Source organism: Enterococcus malodoratus ATCC 43197 (genome assembly GCF_000407185.1).
GTDB classification, from domain to species: Bacteria; Bacillota; Bacilli; order Lactobacillales; family Enterococcaceae; genus Enterococcus_A; species Enterococcus_A malodoratus.
On record NZ_KE136482.1, the window covers coordinates 599,423 to 616,382 of the forward strand.

At 40.1% G+C, this 16,960-nt stretch carries 13 protein-coding genes; 4 read left to right on the forward strand and 9 right to left on the reverse strand.

Translation table 11 applies throughout. The features are described 5' to 3' along the window. Positions 1–87: 87 nt before the first annotated feature. The 5 genes from I585_RS12740 to istA all read right to left on the reverse strand — a co-directional run bounded on the left by I585_RS12740 (position 88) and on the right by istA (position 6,457). Positions 88–810, reverse strand: a complete 723-nt coding sequence (locus I585_RS12740; protein ID WP_010742201.1) for an MIP/aquaporin family protein — start codon at positions 808–810, stop codon at positions 88–90. Positions 811–904: 94 nt separating this feature from the next. After that, positions 905–2,413: a glycerol kinase GlpK gene (glpK, locus tag I585_RS12745; protein ID WP_010742202.1), complete on the reverse strand. Its 1,509-nt coding sequence runs from the start codon at positions 2,411–2,413 to the stop codon at positions 905–907. A 27-nt stretch (positions 2,414–2,440) separates the two neighbouring features. Then, positions 2,441–4,243: a type 1 glycerol-3-phosphate oxidase gene (gene glpO / locus I585_RS12750; protein ID WP_010742203.1), complete on the reverse strand. Its 1,803-nt coding sequence runs from the start codon at positions 4,241–4,243 to the stop codon at positions 2,441–2,443. A gap of 245 nt (positions 4,244–4,488) precedes the next feature. Continuing rightward, on the reverse strand, positions 4,489–5,229 hold the full coding sequence (gene istB / locus I585_RS12755; RefSeq protein ID WP_010739388.1) for an IS21-like element helper ATPase IstB: 741 nt from the start codon (positions 5,227–5,229) through the stop codon (positions 4,489–4,491). Continuing rightward, positions 5,219–6,457 (reverse strand): IS21 family transposase, encoded by a 1,239-nt coding sequence (istA, locus tag I585_RS12760; RefSeq protein WP_010739389.1) that lies wholly within the window; start codon positions 6,455–6,457, stop codon positions 5,219–5,221. Before istA ends, istB begins: the two co-directional genes overlap by 11 nt. Before the next feature lie 271 nt (positions 6,458–6,728). Here istA and I585_RS12765 point away from each other — a divergent pair, with 271 nt between their 5' ends. The 4 genes from I585_RS12765 (at position 6,729) to I585_RS12780 (ending at position 10,897) form a co-directional block, all read left to right on the forward strand. Further along, entirely contained in the window at positions 6,729–8,144 is a 1,416-nt protein-coding gene (locus tag I585_RS12765) for a phospholipase D-like domain-containing protein (RefSeq protein WP_010742204.1), read from the forward strand. Between the two features lie 104 nt (positions 8,145–8,248). Then, the gene (locus I585_RS12770; protein ID WP_010742205.1) at positions 8,249–8,932 is read left to right on the forward strand and encodes a response regulator transcription factor; all 684 of its coding nucleotides are present in this window, start codon (positions 8,249–8,251) and stop codon (positions 8,930–8,932) included. Then, entirely contained in the window at positions 8,929–10,362 is a 1,434-nt protein-coding gene (locus tag I585_RS12775; RefSeq protein WP_010742206.1) for a sensor histidine kinase, read from the forward strand. Before I585_RS12770 ends, I585_RS12775 begins: the two co-directional genes overlap by 4 nt. Positions 10,363–10,417: 55 nt before the next feature. After that, complete coding sequence (locus I585_RS12780) at positions 10,418–10,897, forward strand: hypothetical protein (RefSeq protein ID WP_010742207.1); 480 nt, start codon at positions 10,418–10,420, stop codon at positions 10,895–10,897. Positions 10,898–10,958: 61 nt separating this feature from the next. Here the strand turns inward: I585_RS12780 and I585_RS12785 are convergent, their stop codons facing one another. From I585_RS12785 to I585_RS12800, 4 genes are all read right to left on the reverse strand, one after another. Further along, positions 10,959–12,755 carry a heavy metal translocating P-type ATPase gene (locus I585_RS12785; RefSeq protein WP_010742208.1) on the reverse strand — a complete coding sequence of 599 codons (1,797 nt, stop codon included), beginning with the start codon at positions 12,753–12,755 and terminating at the stop codon, positions 10,959–10,961. Positions 12,756–12,886: 131 nt separating this feature from the next. Further along, positions 12,887–13,429, reverse strand: a complete 543-nt coding sequence (locus tag I585_RS12790) for a class I SAM-dependent methyltransferase (RefSeq protein ID WP_010742209.1) — start codon at positions 13,427–13,429, stop codon at positions 12,887–12,889. A gap of 215 nt (positions 13,430–13,644) precedes the next feature. Next, positions 13,645–14,337 (reverse strand): response regulator transcription factor, encoded by a 693-nt coding sequence (locus I585_RS12795; RefSeq protein ID WP_010742210.1) that lies wholly within the window; start codon positions 14,335–14,337, stop codon positions 13,645–13,647. A 10-nt stretch (positions 14,338–14,347) separates the two neighbouring features. Then, on the reverse strand, positions 14,348–16,918 hold the full coding sequence (locus tag I585_RS12800) for a sensor histidine kinase (RefSeq protein WP_010742211.1): 2,571 nt from the start codon (positions 16,916–16,918) through the stop codon (positions 14,348–14,350). Between the last annotated feature and the right edge of the window lie 42 nt (positions 16,919–16,960).

Below are 16,960 nucleotides of genomic sequence, written 5' to 3' on the forward strand. Positions count from 1 at the left end.
TAATCGCTAAATCAATCACTCTTCTTCCAAACAATCCTCTGTTAATTAGAAGAAAATAAATGTATACTTTTAAATTTGATCAAATTGTTACATAGGCAGGACCATGAACAACAGGGCAGCCAAAATACCACCAATGATTGGTCCAACTACTGGTACCCAAGAATAGCCCCAGTCGGAGTCTCCTTTATTTGGAATTGGCAGAAAAGCATGGGCAATCCGAGGACCCAGATCTCGAGCTGGATTAATCGCATAACCAGTGGTCCCGCCAAGTGATAGTCCAATAACTAAAATTAAGATCCCAACCGCAATTGGATTCAAGCCATCACCAAACTTGCTCATTCCAAAAGTTAACAAAGCGAAAACCAGCATAAAGGTTCCGATAATTTCACTAATCAAGTTGGCACCTAGACTTCGAATCGCAGGTCCCGTTGAGAATACACCTAAAATTGCTGCCGAATCTTTGGTTTCCTTCCAATGAGGATAGTAATGAATATACACTAGCACTGCACCAATAATTGCGCCAATCATTTGTCCCAATATATATGGAACAACCATATCCCAACCAATTTTTCCGGCAATTGCCATACCAATGGTCACTGCTGGATTTAGATGTGCAAAGGACATATACCCCGCAGCATAAGCACCGATCGTAACTGCGGCACCCCAACCTAGTGTAATAGCGATCCAGCCGGCACCTTCAGCCTTAGTTTTGCGCAAGCTTACACCAGCTACCACTCCATCACCTAGTAGTACTAAAACCATCGTTCCAATAATTTCTCCAATTACCTGCGTTGACATGCTCGTATCCATGAAACATTCCCCCTTAGTTTTTTATTATGCCAGCCAACACAGCCCTTTTTCTCTCATAAAGGTTTTGTTTCGCTGCGCGGCTGGCTTAATTAGACTATTGTTCTTTCGGTTGATGTTTGTATTGCATCGTAGCCTGAACTGCTTCTTGCCAACCTTCATAAAGGTCTTCAGTGACTTCTTTCTTCATTTCCGGTTCGAAACGCTGACCATCTGAAGCGAATTTTTTGATTTCATCAATATCTTTCCAGTAGCCCACCGCTAGACCTGCTAGATAAGCTACACCAAGTCCGGTTGTTTCTAAATAAGAAGCACGTTCAACCGGTGTTTGGAGGATATCCGCTTGGAATTGCATCAACAGATCATTTTTCGATGCACCGCCATCAACTCTCAATAATTTGATGTCAGTTCCAGAGTCCTTCGCCATTGTCTTCACTACATCAGCAGTTTGATAAGCAAGTGATTCAAGTGTTGCCCGAATAAAATGTTCTTTAGTTGTTCCGCGTGTTATACCAAAGATTGCACCGCGAGCTTGCTGATCCCAATAAGGAGCCCCAAGGCCGGTAAAGGCAGGAACGACATAAACATTTTCACTACTATCTACACGCTTTGCATAATCTTCTGATTGCGGAGCTGATTGGAACATTCTTAGTCCATCACGCAGCCATTGAATAGCAGAACCGGCCACGAAGATGCTTCCTTCTAAGGCATATGTTACTTTGCCATCGAGCCCATAGCCAATTGTAGTCAACAATCCATTGTCAGAAAGAATTGGCTTTTCACCAGTATTCATTACGATAAACGCGCCTGTTCCGTATGTGTTCTTTACAGTTCCTTTATCGAAAGCTAGTTGACCAACTAATGCTGCTTGCTGATCTCCCGCCATACCGCCAATTGGAACTTTATTTCCGTAAAAATGATAGTCTTCGGTATGTCCGTAAATTTCTGAGTTGGATTTTACTTCCGGCAGCATTTCCTTTGGAATATCTAGCAGATCCAGAATTTCTTGATCCCATTCCAAATCGTAAATATTGAACATCATAGTACGGCTGGCATTTGTGTAGTCAGAGACATGAACTTTCCCACCGGTTAATTTCCAAACCAGCCATGTATCGATCGTTCCAAATAGCAATTCACCATTTCTTGCCCGCTCACGAGAACCATCAACATGATCTAAGATCCATTTGATTTTTGTCGCTGAGAAATATGAATCAATCAGCAAACCGGTCTTTTTCTGAATCATTTCTGAATGGCCTTGTTCTTTTAATTCATCCGCGATATCACTCGTTTGTTTTGATTGCCAGACGATTGCATTATAAATTGGATGGCCTGTTTCTTTTTCCCAAATGACGGTTGTTTCACGTTGGTTCGTGATACCTATTCCTTCGATTTGACTTGGCTTCAATCCGCCCTCAATAAGTGCTCCTGCAATGACCGATTGAACCGAGTTCCAAATCTCATTTGCATCATGTTCTACCCAGCCTGGTTTTGGAAAATGTTGAGTGAATTCTTTTTGCGAAGAACTTACTTCCTTACCAGCTTTGTCGAAAACGATTGCCCTGCTTGACGTTGTTCCTTGATCGATTGACATGATATAAGACTCCATGTTCCCACTCCTTTTATAATATATTTGTTACTTTTTTAAATCCGTTAATTGTGTTTCTTTGATTTGCTGCTCTAATTCGGCTTGATAGGATTTCTTCAATGCAGCATCCCATTCAAAATAGTTGGCCATAGCATCTACAACTGCATCCTTGATTTCCATCAAACGATGGCTGATAAACAGCATATAGTTGGTTCGCCTCAATAAATAATCTACCGGTGTCAAGGTCATCTCAGCTTCCATGGCATAACGTAATGACATAGACTCAGCTAATGATAATCCTTCAAATGTTCCCTGATCCTTCATTGCAAAAACCTGTTCTGCGTTCGATCCGTAAAGTTCTGCTAAATATTTGGCGTCCTCAGCACTCAAACCTTGTTTTTCACCTTTTTTAGCAATTTCTTCTAATTCTTCGTCAACGTTTTTCGGATCGATTTCTCCGCCAGACACTGGATAGTTTTCGGAATCGATTAACTCAAACTCATTCTCTGGCAATAAGGAAACGATTTTCTTCATTGCACCAGTAGCCATTAATCGATAATCAGTCAACTTTCCGCCGGATAAAATTAAGAGTCCATCTTCAGCTATGGTCAGATCACTGCCTCGCGAAACTGCGGATGGATTGTCTTTCGGCTCTTCCTTTGCGGCATTCGTGATTGTTTTTTCCACTTGCGGACGTGATTGTTTGCCGTTGGAATAATCTCCTGCCGCCTTTATGATCTTCTCGAAGTTTTCATCACTGATTTTTTCTTTTTTTGTCCCATTGTAATCGCCGCCAGCTTCACTGATTAACGGACGTAATCCTGCCCAGGCTGCTTCAATATCATTCACCGTCAAGTCCGCTTCAGGATAACGACGATTGACGATTTTTAATAGATAATCTACATCGGATTGCTCAACTGTCGGATGATTGTAATCCCCTTGATAGTCTGTATCCGTTGTTCCAAAATAGGTCTTGCTTTCTCTAGGAATGACAAAAACCATCCGTCCATCATTCTCGCCTGTATCAAAATATGTCGGCTGCGGAACCTTCAATTTTTCCCCATCAACGACTAAATGTACACCCTTCGTTGGACGCATATGCGGTTTATGGTCAATCTTTTTATCTAATTTATTAACAAAATCAGACCATGGACCTGCTGTGTTGATCACTAATTTGCTAGTGATGTCGATTACTTGGTCATTCAATAAATCCTTGGCTTTTACACCTGAAACTTTGCCATGTTCATCATGGACGATTTCTTCTACCTTCATGCGACTAACTGCAATTGCGCCGTCTGAAACTGCTCGTTTAATATTTTCAATCACTAGTCGGGCATCATTATTGCGATAATCTAAATAAACGCCGCCGCCTAATAATCCATTTGATTCTAATTGTGGTTCTCGCTCTAATATTTCTTCCTTACTCAACATATAATTAGCATATTTACCACCGGTAATTCCCGCCAAATGATCATAGAGATCCATCGCTACCTTGACGGAAAATAAATTGAAGGTAGATCCCGGTTCATCAAAAATCGGCAGAATCATTGGATCCGCTTTCGGAATATGCGGGGCAATTCCCTGAATAATTGCTCGTTCGCTTACCGTATCTGCCACTACCTCGACATCAAAAGTTTTAAGATAACGCAGTCCTCCGTGTACTAGCTTAGTAGATCGTGAGGATGTTCCTTCGGCAAAGTCTTGCATTTCTAATAACGCCACTGAAAGTCCAGAAGCCGCCGCTTGCAATGCTACTCCCGCACCCGTGATCCCGCCGCCGATAATCACCAAATCAAACGTTTGATCACTCAATTTATCAATCATCTTAGATCGGTCTCGAAAAGAAAACATGTTTACACACCTCGCTCTTTCTAAATGATTTATTTTTCTAAATGAAAATATTTACTGCTAGATTGCCTAGGTTTACATGTAAATAATGAAGTGAACAGCCCCTTTTCTAATAAATAAATCGTTGAAGTGAACCTTACAAAATCAGTGTATCATAACAAAAATGTCAAGGGCAGCTTAAAATTGTAGGTTTTCGGCAGGATAAAAATGTAGGTTTTCGGCAGTAATAATTGTCGGCAATCGACACTTTAGATCTTGTCTCTCATACGATAAGACTTGCCTGTAATCTTGAACACTTTGACGTGATGTACTAAACGGTCAAGGATGGCAGCTGCGATCTCAGGACTTTGGAACAACTCGCCCCAACGAGATAAGACAATGTTCGTCGTAATGATCGTAGAGCGGTGTTCATAGCGCATGGCAAGAAGCTGAAAGAATAAATCAGCTTCTTGTTTATGAATCGGAAGATAGCCAATTTCATCAATAATCAAGACGTCATAGCGAGCGTATCGGTTGAGGACACGTTCTAGGGTACCTTTTTCATAGGCTGTTCGCAGACGCAAAAGTAGCTCATGACAGGTGATGAATAGTGTCCGATAGCCTTGACGGCATGCTTCAATTCCCAATGCAATCGTCAGATGCGTCTTGCCCACACCAGGACTGCCGATAAAGACTAAGTTCTCATGTTTTTCCACAAAACCCATGTGCTTTAAGTCTAGTACTTCACGCTTATTGATACTTGGCTGGAAGGCAAAATCAAACTCTTCCAGGCTGGTTCTCTTAGGAAAGCGGGCGCGTGCCACCACACGATTCATTTTTTGCTTATTTTGATGATCCACTTCTCTGCGTGTCAGCTCAAGAAGGGCTTCCGTTAAAGAAAGCTCCTCTCGATTGGCCACTTCGATGTAGTTAGGAACATATTCCCGCATATGATTCAAACCAAGAGTCTCTAAGTTGGTCATCAGTTCTTGGTAATGGCTATTCTTCATCAGCAACCTCCACCAGATCATATTGCTTGAGACTTTCACGAGTATACGCTCTGATTTCATCGTCTTCTTTGTGACTCATGACATCGGATTTCAAGATTTGGAAATAGTCTTCCTCGTGGTAGTTCAGTTGTTTTGTCGTTAATGGATGCGACCGAATCAGTTCTCCGTTATAATAAATCTGTACTTGGTCTTCTTTATCGGAGAGTTCGATCTCGACTTCTTTACCGATATAGCGAGGCGCCACAGAGTACCTGCATTTACGGAAAATGACCATTGCTTCCTTGGTGACTTTACGGCGAATAAAGTCTTCAAAATAGGGATTCAAAAGGTTTTTTGGGTATGGATGCAGGTGCTCTTTTTCGTTTGTCTGCCAACGATCATCTGGTGTTTGGTCAGTTGATTGAGAAACCTCGTTATTTAGCTCAACACAAAGGTCATTCACTAAATGGCACAGCTCAACGGCATCATAAAATTCATGATTATAGACCCGTAGGCGGTCAACAGTCCTGGCTAAAGCTTCGACACAGCCCTTTGTTTGCGGGCGAAATGCCCGACAGGCAATGGGCGTGAAGCCGGCATCCTTACTGAAGGCATAAAAACGTTCATTGAAATGCGGTTTGGAAAACTGACTACGAGAATGGTCAACGACTGTCTTCATATTATCGAACCAGATTTCTTTGGGAACGCCACCGGTTTGATAAAACGCGTCATCTAAGCACTCAAAGAGTGTGTCTTGTTTCCGGTCGAAAGTTAGTGTGACATATTTTTTCTTGGAATATGGCAAGACGTACAAAAAGATATTGAATTCAAAAATTTCGCCATGATTACTGATTAGTCGCATATCTTCCTTCCAGTCAACCTGAGCAGAAAGCCCGGGACTATGTTCGACTCGGACGGTTGCCTTGTGTACTTTCGCCTGCTTAAGCTGACGACAATAGGTCTTTACTAAACTGTAGCTTCCTCCAAATCCTTTGCGCTCAATAAACTTAAAAATACTGTAAGCACTGCATTGGTCTTTAATTTTATCTTGGATGATTTCTCTGTAGGGACCTAACTTACTCGGGCGCTTCTTACGTTCTGGAGGTTTTGATTCTTTATCTTGAGCTTCTTCGTAAGCACGCTTAACTGTTCGGTAGTCGCAGTCGTATTGTTTTGCCAGTGCAGCATAATTGGGTTTGATTTCATTGATCATGTAGATCATCACTCCTTCGCGTATGTCTTTTCTCATCCCTGAGCCTCCATTTCATTTGGGATAAGAAGAGCATACAAAAATGTAGGAAAACCAACAATTTTAAATTGCCGTTTTCCTACATTTTAAAGGTGCCGTTGACACAAAAAACGCTTTCAAAAAATTTAGATTGTAAATTATTGCTCAATTGGACTTAAATACTGTCTTTTTTTGTTTACATCATTTCTTTCATAATTATTCTTCTATATTTTTTATATGATAAACTATTAATATAGAAGTTTCTTTTTTCTGTGACTGGAGGGATGGTAGAATGCGCTTCTTTTCTTTGCTTAAAAAAATTGGTCTTGGATTACTAGTCTACTTCATTTATCTGGGTCTTTCTGTTTGCTTTTACAATATTCAGCAAATCAATTCAGTCACCAAAGATGCTAAAAAGAGCGATCCTAAACCTTTGAAAACTCTCTATACAAACAAAATTCAAAACGAATCAGCCTGTGTTACCGCCGATCTAAATCAGGCCTTGGCTTTACGCTGTCAACTAGTTGATGAAGCTAAGGAAACGTTATTTGTTTCCCAATATGCTATATCCGATGATGACAGCGGTCTAATTTTTATCGGAAAATTATTAGAAGCCGCACAGCGCGGTGTAAAGGTTAAATTACTTCTGAATAGTCTAGCTACTGAAATGACCATTACCAGTCGAATCCCTTTCGAAATTTTTCGTGATGAAGAAAATATTGAGATCAAAACAATTGGCGGCCTGAATCTTTTGAAGCCATGGGAAGTCAATAACATTCTCCATGACAAGCTTATTCTAGTTGACGATAATTATTTTATTTCTTCCGGACGTAATATTGGCAATCGTTTCATGCTGAAATCAAAAGATTATGAAGCAACCTACGATTTTGATTTGATTATAAAAAAAGATGGCCAGCCTTCAAAAAACTCATTAATCAAGCAAGGAAACGTCTATTTTAACGAACTATGGAAGGCCCCTTATGCGGTAGACAAATCTCATTCCTCACGCCCTTTTACTGGAAAAGCAGTAAAAAACCTGCAAAATGAAATTAGAAAAGCACGCAATCGACATGAATTGGTGCTTAGACAAGACGTCCTTTCAAATTTGTCGTTCCATAGGATTAATGCAGGAATGCTGATTCATAATCCGGTGGGGAAGATTGTTAAATCACCTGTGGTTTGGCAGAAAATAGTTCATTTTTTGGAAGACTCTCAAGAGGCAACTTTACAAAGTCCTTATGTGATAATTTCTGATAAAATGAAGCAATTTCAAACACGGCAGCTGCCTGATAAGCTATCTTTAATTACTAATTCCGCGGCTACCTCACCTAACTTATTCGCTTACGCAGGTTATTTGAAACAAAAAGAACAGTTAAACAGCAAAATGGACATCTGGGAATACCAAGGCGACGGTTCTCTTCATCATAAAGCTTTGCTGCTCGATCGAAGAGTTGGTGCAGTCGGCTCATTTAATCTGGATTCTAGGTCTGCCTTTTTAAGTAGTGAGAACATGGTCTTTATTGATAGTCCGGGTTTTCATGATCAGTTGAAAGAAATTATGACAAGCTATCAAGCCGAGAGTTTGCAAGTCAAAAATCAAACGACTTATAAAAAGAGCGACCGTCATCCGCGCATCGTCCATCCTACAAAGGAAAAGCTTTTAACTTTGATAAGTAAGATCATCAAGCCGCTTGAATTTCTATTATAACTATCACAGCACAACAATTTTGTGCTGTTTTTTTCGGGTATTCTCTCATTCCATTATTGAATTAAGCTATACTTAAACCAATTGATACTAAGAAGGAGAACACCATGAAAATCCTGATAATTGAAGACAATGAGCAAATCGTGAATGTTTTAACTCGCTATTTGAATGATGCTGGTTATGAAACAGCGACTGTTTGTGATGGAAAAGCAGCCCTTCCTTACTTCGATACGCATCCAGTTGATTTTATTTTATTAGACATTATGTTGCCGAACCTGAATGGTTTTGAGATTTGTCAGAGTATTCGAGAAAAATCAACTGTCCCTATTATCATGATCACAGCAAAATCAGAAGATGCCGATCGTATTCTAGGTTTAGAAATTGGTGCCGACGACTATATTATCAAGCCCTTTTCACCTAAAGAAGTTCTCTATCGAATCAAAGCGATTATGCGGCGCATTCATTTTGAAAAAGAAGCGATTGTAGATCAGTTAGCTCTGGGTTCTTTAAGCTTGCATTTAGAAAATCGACAAGTGTTCGCTCACAATCGTGAAATCAAACGGACTAAAAAGGAATTTGAGTTATTAATTCTATTCGCAAAATATCCTAAAAAAGTTTTTACTCGGGATAATCTGTTAGATGCGGTTTGGGGCTATGATTATTACGGTGATAGCCGGACGGTTGACAGCCATATCAAAAGATTGAGAGCAAAGCTGAATAATGCTGGCGTTACCGATTGTAAAATCGAGACCGTTTGGGGTAAAGGCTATCGAATCGAGGAAACGCCATGAAAAAAATCACAACTCGGCTGATACAGCAATTTGTCGGCTTATTATTGGTTTTTGCGACAATGATCGCCCTTTTCTTCGGCATTCTTTTTGCGAAACAAACGGAGGATCTTCATCAAGAAGAAATGACCCATCGCAGTGAACTGATCAGTAAGACGCTAGCCGATTATTTTGAAAATACTCCGCGCTCTCACACGAATCATGATAGCTCCTCTAATGGATACGGTGCTTTTTTGCGTTTTCTGAATCAAATTGCGGGCGAGGATATTTGGATTTTAGACGAGCAAATGAATTCGCTTATTGATTATCATCATCTCAATCAAGGGCACCCGCCCGCTAATGCCAAAGATCTAGTAACCGACACTTTCAAAACAAAAAAGACGCAGGTGGCAAAAAAACGCGAATTTTTCCAATTGCAGGAATTAAGCGTCGGCACACCGATTCTTTTAGATGGAAAGATCAAAGGCGTGGTATTAATGCGCTCTCAAGTGGATGCCATCCATAAGAATCAGCTATCTGGCTATTGGATGCTGCTGGTGAGCTTAATTGTCTCCGTTCTAATCGCTAGTTTATTGGCATGGCGTTTATCGAAGCGCTTTGTTAAGCCAATCGAGGAGATGCGAATTTATGCTGATCAACTTGCACAAGAAAATTATCAGGCTCCACTTGCGATCCAAACTAAAGATGAGCTGCAAGAACTTGGTGACCAGCTTAAGCTTTTAAGCCAACGTCTGACTACGGCAAAGAAAGCACGTGAAAATAAAACACAGGCTGAAAAAGATTTTCTGTCGCAGATATCTCATGAGCTGCGTACACCAGTTATGGTTATCAAAAGCTCTTTGGAGGCAATCAACGAAGGTCTGTTAAACTCAGCTGAAGAAAAAGCTTATTTGCAACAGCTTTTACTAGAAAGCACCAACCTTGAGCGATTAGTCAATGATCTTTTGGAACTAAGCCGCTTGCAATCCGTCGAGTTTCGATTGCAAAAAGAAAAGATTAACCTTCTGGATTGTATTGATGATGCCATTCGCAGCTATCGTTTGCCTTTGAAGGAAAAGCAGCAGCAAATCCAAATCTCTAATCAATTGGACACTCCAAGAATGATCAATGGAGATTATTTACGGATCACACAAGCTTTAAAAATTTTAATTGATAATGCCAATAAGTATGCACCAAACAGCTCAATGATTACTTTACAAATTACCGAAAAAGGAGAATATTTGGAACTTATCCTTGAGAATTCATTGATGGAGCCACTCACGGATGTTTCCCATCTTTTTGATTCTTTTCAACGGATTGAACAGAATCATACTTCGGGTACCGGCCTTGGGTTAGCTATCGCAAAACAAGTCATTCATCGACACCAAGGAAAAATTCGGGCAGAGGCCGATGAAAATAGATTTAGAATGATCCTTTTACTTCCCTATCTCTAATTGCCACACTTTTGACACATTTACTTCTTATCATATAGTTGAGGAGGAGATTAGCATGGGAAAAAAGAAAATAGCAATTAGTTTGTTGATGTTTATCGGCTTTTTAAGTATTTCGACTAACACAGTTGAAGCTGCATCTACACATCACGCGCTGAATCAAATGCACTACCATAGGATCAATAATATTTATAAAACACCACAAAACTGTAGCATTTTACAAAATCGTGTTTTAGACCAGTACGGAAAACAAACGACCGCAAAATCAGTCACTCAAAAACGTCAAAACGATTCCAAAGCGCGGGCGGCCGTTGTACAGACTAGCGAAAATGAGACGAATGAATCAATTACCCAAGAAAATATTGTTCAACAACAAGTACCTGAAACAACAACCTATGTAGAATCGCCACAAGACAACACGGACTATCAAGCACAACAAGAAGTTCAGCAACAAGCTAATCAACAACAGGCAACTCAGCAACAAGCGCCACGCGTTCATCATAACGACACCCCGCAACGGACGAACGGACATCATTAAAAAACCAGCAAAATTTCGTTTTTGAAATTTTGCTGGTTTTTATTTATAGTATTAATCTAGCTTAGCGATCTTTTCTTGCTCTCAAAGCGGACAAGATTGAAACTGTATCAATTACTTCTTGCAAAGCGGCTCCTAATAGAGCGGGAATTATTCCTGTACTTGCAATCAACATCAGAACTACGCAAATGACGATTCCAATCAAAACCGATTGTTTTGCGATGCGCATCGTATCTTGAGATAAACGAACGGCCTCTGAGACTCGACTTAAATCATCTTTTAAAATTACTGCATCTGCACTCTCACTGGCAGCAGTTGATCCATGAGCCCCCATTGCGATACCAATATCAGCAACTGCTAAAGCCGGCGCATCATTGACTCCGTCACCTACCATGATCCCAGGCCGGTCTTCTTCACTTAAAGATTTTAACACATTGATTTTTTCTTCCGGCATACATTCCGCATGAACTTCAGTGATGCCAACTTCACTGGCTATTTCATTTGCGATTGACTGATGGTCACCCGTCAGCATAATCGTCTTCTTAATTCCTAGTTCTTTTAATTGTTTAATTGTATCTGCGGACTCTCTACGAACAATATCAGTAAAAGTAATGTACCCGATGGATTGATCATCCAAGGAAACATAGACAGCTGTATGTTCATTACTCAATTCGATTTTTGAACCAACAAAAGACGCTTTTCCAACACGAATTTTCTTGCCATTAATAGTTGCTCGGATTCCTTCACCTGTTACTTCTTCCAAATCTGCTACTGGAAATAATGTGAGCTTTTCTTCTTTTGCGTAAGCAACCAATGAGCGAGCCAAAATATGACTAGATTCTTGTTCTGCGCTAGCCACATAGGTAATCAACTCTTCCTTTGAAAAGTCGCCAGCAGTAACATGAATATCTTCGACTGAAAGTTTTCCTTCCGTTAATGTTCCGGTTTTATCAAAAGCAATACTTTGTGCTCGAGCCAATTTTTCAATCGTCGTTCCCGTTTTTACTACGACACCATTTCGACTCGAACGACTCATCCCTGCTACGAGTGCAACTGGTGCTGCCAAAATCAGTGGACAAGGTGATGCAACGACTAAAACTTCTGCGAAACGAACCGGATCTTTTGAAACGAACCATGCAACACCGCCAATTACATAAGCAATAAGGGTGAAAGGTACCGCATACCGATCAGCCAATCGAACAAAGTGAGCCGGTTTAGCTTCGGATTCTTTGACTAGTTTAACTAATGTTTGATATTGGCTGTCTTTCGCTGACTTGGTTACTTTAAACCGAAGCGCCGCATCACCATTGATCGAACCAGACATCAACTCATCATGTAATTTTTTTTCGATCGGTTTAGATTCCCCTGTTAAAGAGGATTCATCAACAGAAGATTCTCCTGCAACTACCCGACCATCGACTGGAACCAACTCACCAGGTTTAACTAAAATCAAATCACCAACCTGCACCTCATCGACAGCAAGTTCACTGATCTCTTCCCCATCGATTCGATGAGCGACTTGTGGTGAATTATCTAAAAGTGAACGCAATTCGCGACTTGCTTGATGACTAGCGTAATCTTCTAAACTGTCTCCGCCGGTCAACATAATCAAAACTACCAAGCTGGCCCAGTAATCCCCAACCAGTAATGTTGCTACGATTGCGGTAATTGCTAAAATATCTACTCCATATTTTCCTGAGCGCAGTGTTTTGATCATCCCAATCAGCATCGAGATCGTCATGATTCCACCAACGATCGAAACAAGCCAAAAAGCCCATTGATTTTGATGGAAACCAAATTCCAGAATTAATGCGACGACTCCAACCATCGCTGTTAACAAAAATTTCTTTACATTACTCATTTGCTGCGCCTCCATTTTTCTTCATTATTAGATTAGCACTCTGCTAATCTAATTGAAAATGAGAACAACTAAATGAGAAAGATAATCATTAACAACTGTATACTCAAGTGATCACTTTAAAATAATTATAATTAAGCGTTATCATTAATCCGTTCATTTTCTTTCACAATTCGATAAAAGATCCATGTGCTGGTTGCTTCTTTTTGAATAAGAAATAATCCTAAATCGGATAAATACTGCTGAAATCGTTCGGCATCTTTGAGATTCGGCAAGTAATAGTTCAGTTTAGAGTGCTCACAGGCAATGAGCAACTCTCCCTCATCCGCAAGAATTCTTTTTATCTCTACTAGAGCTATCTTCAAATCCTCCCAGTGGAAATGTGTTTGAAAAGCAAAGATCAGGTCAAAAGACCTTGCTGGATATTCTGTTTTTAAAATATTTTTCGTTTCAAATTTCAGTCTTTCAGTAGAATAATTTTTCTTTGCTTGTTCAATCGCAATATCCGAATAATCAATTCCATATATTGTACTTGCTGTAAAATAATTTTTGAGAAGATTGGAAGAAGCACCATTCCCAACTCCAATGTCTAAAATATTTTTGGGCTTGATCAACGTCACAAAACCTAATGACCAATTGACCATCGGCAGATATGCTCGATTCCATATTTTCATCATTTGGATGCCTACTTTGCCGGAAGGTGCTTTTGACTGCTGAATCAGCTTTTTAAAAAGATAGATCATTGCTAGACCAAGCACTGTTATTGTGGCCAAAATAATAATTGCTGATTCACCCCACTTTCGTTTGTCCTTCTCAATAGCATACTAAATTCTTAGAGCCATAGATATAAAAAATGCCGATTGATTAATCGACATTATAAAATCCTATTTTATTATTGTTCGGATCGATAATCTCTTAAACGATAACCCACGCCTATTTCCGTAATCAGATATTCTGGCTTTAACGTATCGCTCTCGATTTTCTTTCGAATATTGGACATGTTTACCCGCAATGTCTGAGAATCATTGCTATAGGGTCCCCAAACCTCTGTTAGTAAATTTTGATAGGTGACGACTTTCCCGAGTTGTCTAAACATCAAACCCAAAATTCGAAACTCATTTTTTGTTAAATGAATTTCTTGATTCTCTTTATAAACTAATTGTTTTTCAAAATCAATTTTCAACGCTTTGTTCTCTATGACGGATAATTCTTCCGTTTTGACATTTTGATGACGCAGTGCCGTCCGGATTCGAGCCAACAACTCGTTCGTACCAAAAGGCTTGGTCACGTAATCATCCGCTCCTAGATCTAACGCCGTCACTTTTTCGTTTTCATTATTTCTAGCAGAAATAATAATGATCGGCAGCTTCATCCGTTTGCGCAGAATTTTCAAAAGATCGATCCCATCGATATCTGGTAGTCCTAGATCTAGCAAGACTAAATCAAAAGAATTTGTTTGAAATGCCGTCAAGGCCTCCATCCCAGTACTGGCAATGGTCAATGGATATCGTTCCTGTGTTAAAACAACTTCCATAAAATCCGTGATATTCGGATCATCTTCAATCAATAAAATGGATTGCTTCATAACTATTCCCTCACTTCAAATAAATTCTTACCATCGTTTTGCCATTGCCAACCGTCATTTCCATTTTTCCATTGTGTGCATGGATAATCGTTTTTACAATACTCAATCCGATTCCCAACCCATTTTTCGAATCCACCGGCACTTCGTTCGTACTGGATAAATTTGTTTGAATCTTTTGGAATTGCTTCAATGGAATCTCGCCATAATTTTCAATCTCAAAAACAGTCTGCTCCTGTTGCAGACGAACCGTTAATTTGACTGGCTGTTCTTTTGCACCATGACGAAAAGCATTTTCTACTAAATTGAATAGTGCTTGCTCAATCAAGATCGGGTCTGCTTGAATAAAAATTACATCCTCTGGCAACTCAATCTTGATTTTTCCTTCCGGATAAACCTTTTTTAAATGTTTATAGACTGCTTCAATGATTTCTTCAACAGGTTCGGCGGTTTTATCGACTTTCATTGTATCCATGTTGATTCGCGTGATCGATAATAGATTCTCTACCATGCGAATCAGCCATTGCGATTCTTCTTGAATATCTGTTAGGAGCTTCTGTCGTGTTTCCTCTTTCAAATCACTGCCGATGCCTAATGTTTCCGCAATTCCTGAAATAACTGTCAACGGTGTTCTAAGATCATGGGAAACTGCTCGTAATAAATTGCTGCGGACTTTCTCTCGCTCGTTTTCTAACTCGACCTGCTCTTTTTCGTTTTTCAATTCTGTCTGCTCCAGAATAACCGCAATTTGAGTCAAAACCAATTTCAAATAATTCAATTGACCATTTTCCAGATCAAGACTGGCATTTCTTTCGATTCCTAAGACTGCAAGTGTTTTTCCGCTCGCCACGATTGGCAGATAAAATCCTTTTGCACCAATCAACGTATCCGTGCCATTTCCCGCTTCTTTTTGATTCTTTGCAGTCCAAAAGGCTACAGCTGCCTCTTCTTTTGTATTTAAAATTGATTGATGTCCAGTGACACAGTAGACACTTTCTACCTTGGCCTGACGATCAAAAATAATTACTTCCCGTTCTAGCAATCTGGATAGATAGGTGGCAGAAATATCGAGTATTTGTTTGCGACTCTCGGCTAAAACATATTGCTTATTCAACTCATATAGAATTTCCATTTGATGTTCTTTTTCCATTGAATTATCGGCCTGCTTTTTCAAGCGAACCATCAAATTGCTGATCATCAAAGCGACGACCAGCATAATCAGCAGCGTAATCGGATAGCCTTGTTTATAAACTGTTAGAGAATATAAGGGCTCGACAAAAAACCAGTTGAAGGACAAGACGCTCAAAATAGACGCAAGTGCGCTCCAAAAATAGCCTGATGTGGTCCGGGCTACTAATAGAATAAAAAAGATATACACCAGCATTAGGTTTTGATCGCCTACATGAATGTATTGCATCAATTCCGTCACAATCGTCGCTAAGAAAACACCGCCAACGGCAATTGCTAAATCTTTTCCGCCGCCTTCGATCACTTTACGTGTTCTAAAAAATAGCGATTGTTTTTCTTCCTTGAACGGGATCAAATGGAGTTCAGTATCATTCAAACGTTTCAACAAACGATCATCAAAGGCTTCAACAAAAATTTTTTCATACCAAGGCTGACGCAGGTTTTTCCCCATAATTATATCAGTAACACCAGTCATTTTAGCAAATTCGACAATTGTTTCAAAACTATCATCTTCCTCGATACTCACTACTTCCGCTCCCAGCTTTTCTGCTAAAGGAATATTCGTTGAAGTGTTTTCTTGTGTACGGACTTGAATCACTGTCCATTCCGCACCCAAGCCTTGCGCTAAACGTGCAGTCCAGCGAATACATTTTTCAGTCATTTTGGGAAAAGCATCATTCACGACAGTCAGAAGCTTGCTTTGAATCCCAATCGTTTTCCCGCTAATTCGATTAATATGATCCGAAGCTCGTTGAATCGCCAATCCTCGCAGTTGATCTAGTTTGTGTGGAATGAAGAAATTCTGCAGCGCGCGTTTCGCGTTCTCGTTTGCGTAGATTTTCCCCTGCTCTAAGCGCTCGATCAACTCATCCGGTTCAACGTCGATCACTTTGATCGTTGCTTGTTGTAAAAAAGTATCGGGTACTGTCTCCTTAACTTCGATCCCCGTAACCTCTTCTACGATATCGTTTAAGCTTTCGATATGCTGAACATTGACCGTGGTAAATACATCAATTCCAGCATTCAATAATTCATCGACATCCTGATATCGCTTGCGGTTACGAGAGTCTTTAGCATTTGTGTGTGCCAGTTCATCAATCAATACGATTTCAGGTTTTTGTTGAATAATACGATCGATATCCGGTTCGGTCAGAATTATTTGCTTATACGAAATTTTCTTTGGAGGAATTTGAGGCAACCCCTCCAACAAACGATTTGTATCGGGGCGATCATGCGGTTCAATGTAACCTACAACCACATTTTTCCCCATTAACAGCAACTCATGGGCCTCAGCCAACATTCCATATGTTTTCCCAACACCAGCAGCGAAACCAAAGAACACTCGTAACCGCCCTCTACGACCATCCCCTAAGGATGTTTCCTTTTCTTGTTGCACCAGTATCCCTCCCTTCACTTTTTGTATGCACAACAATTCACC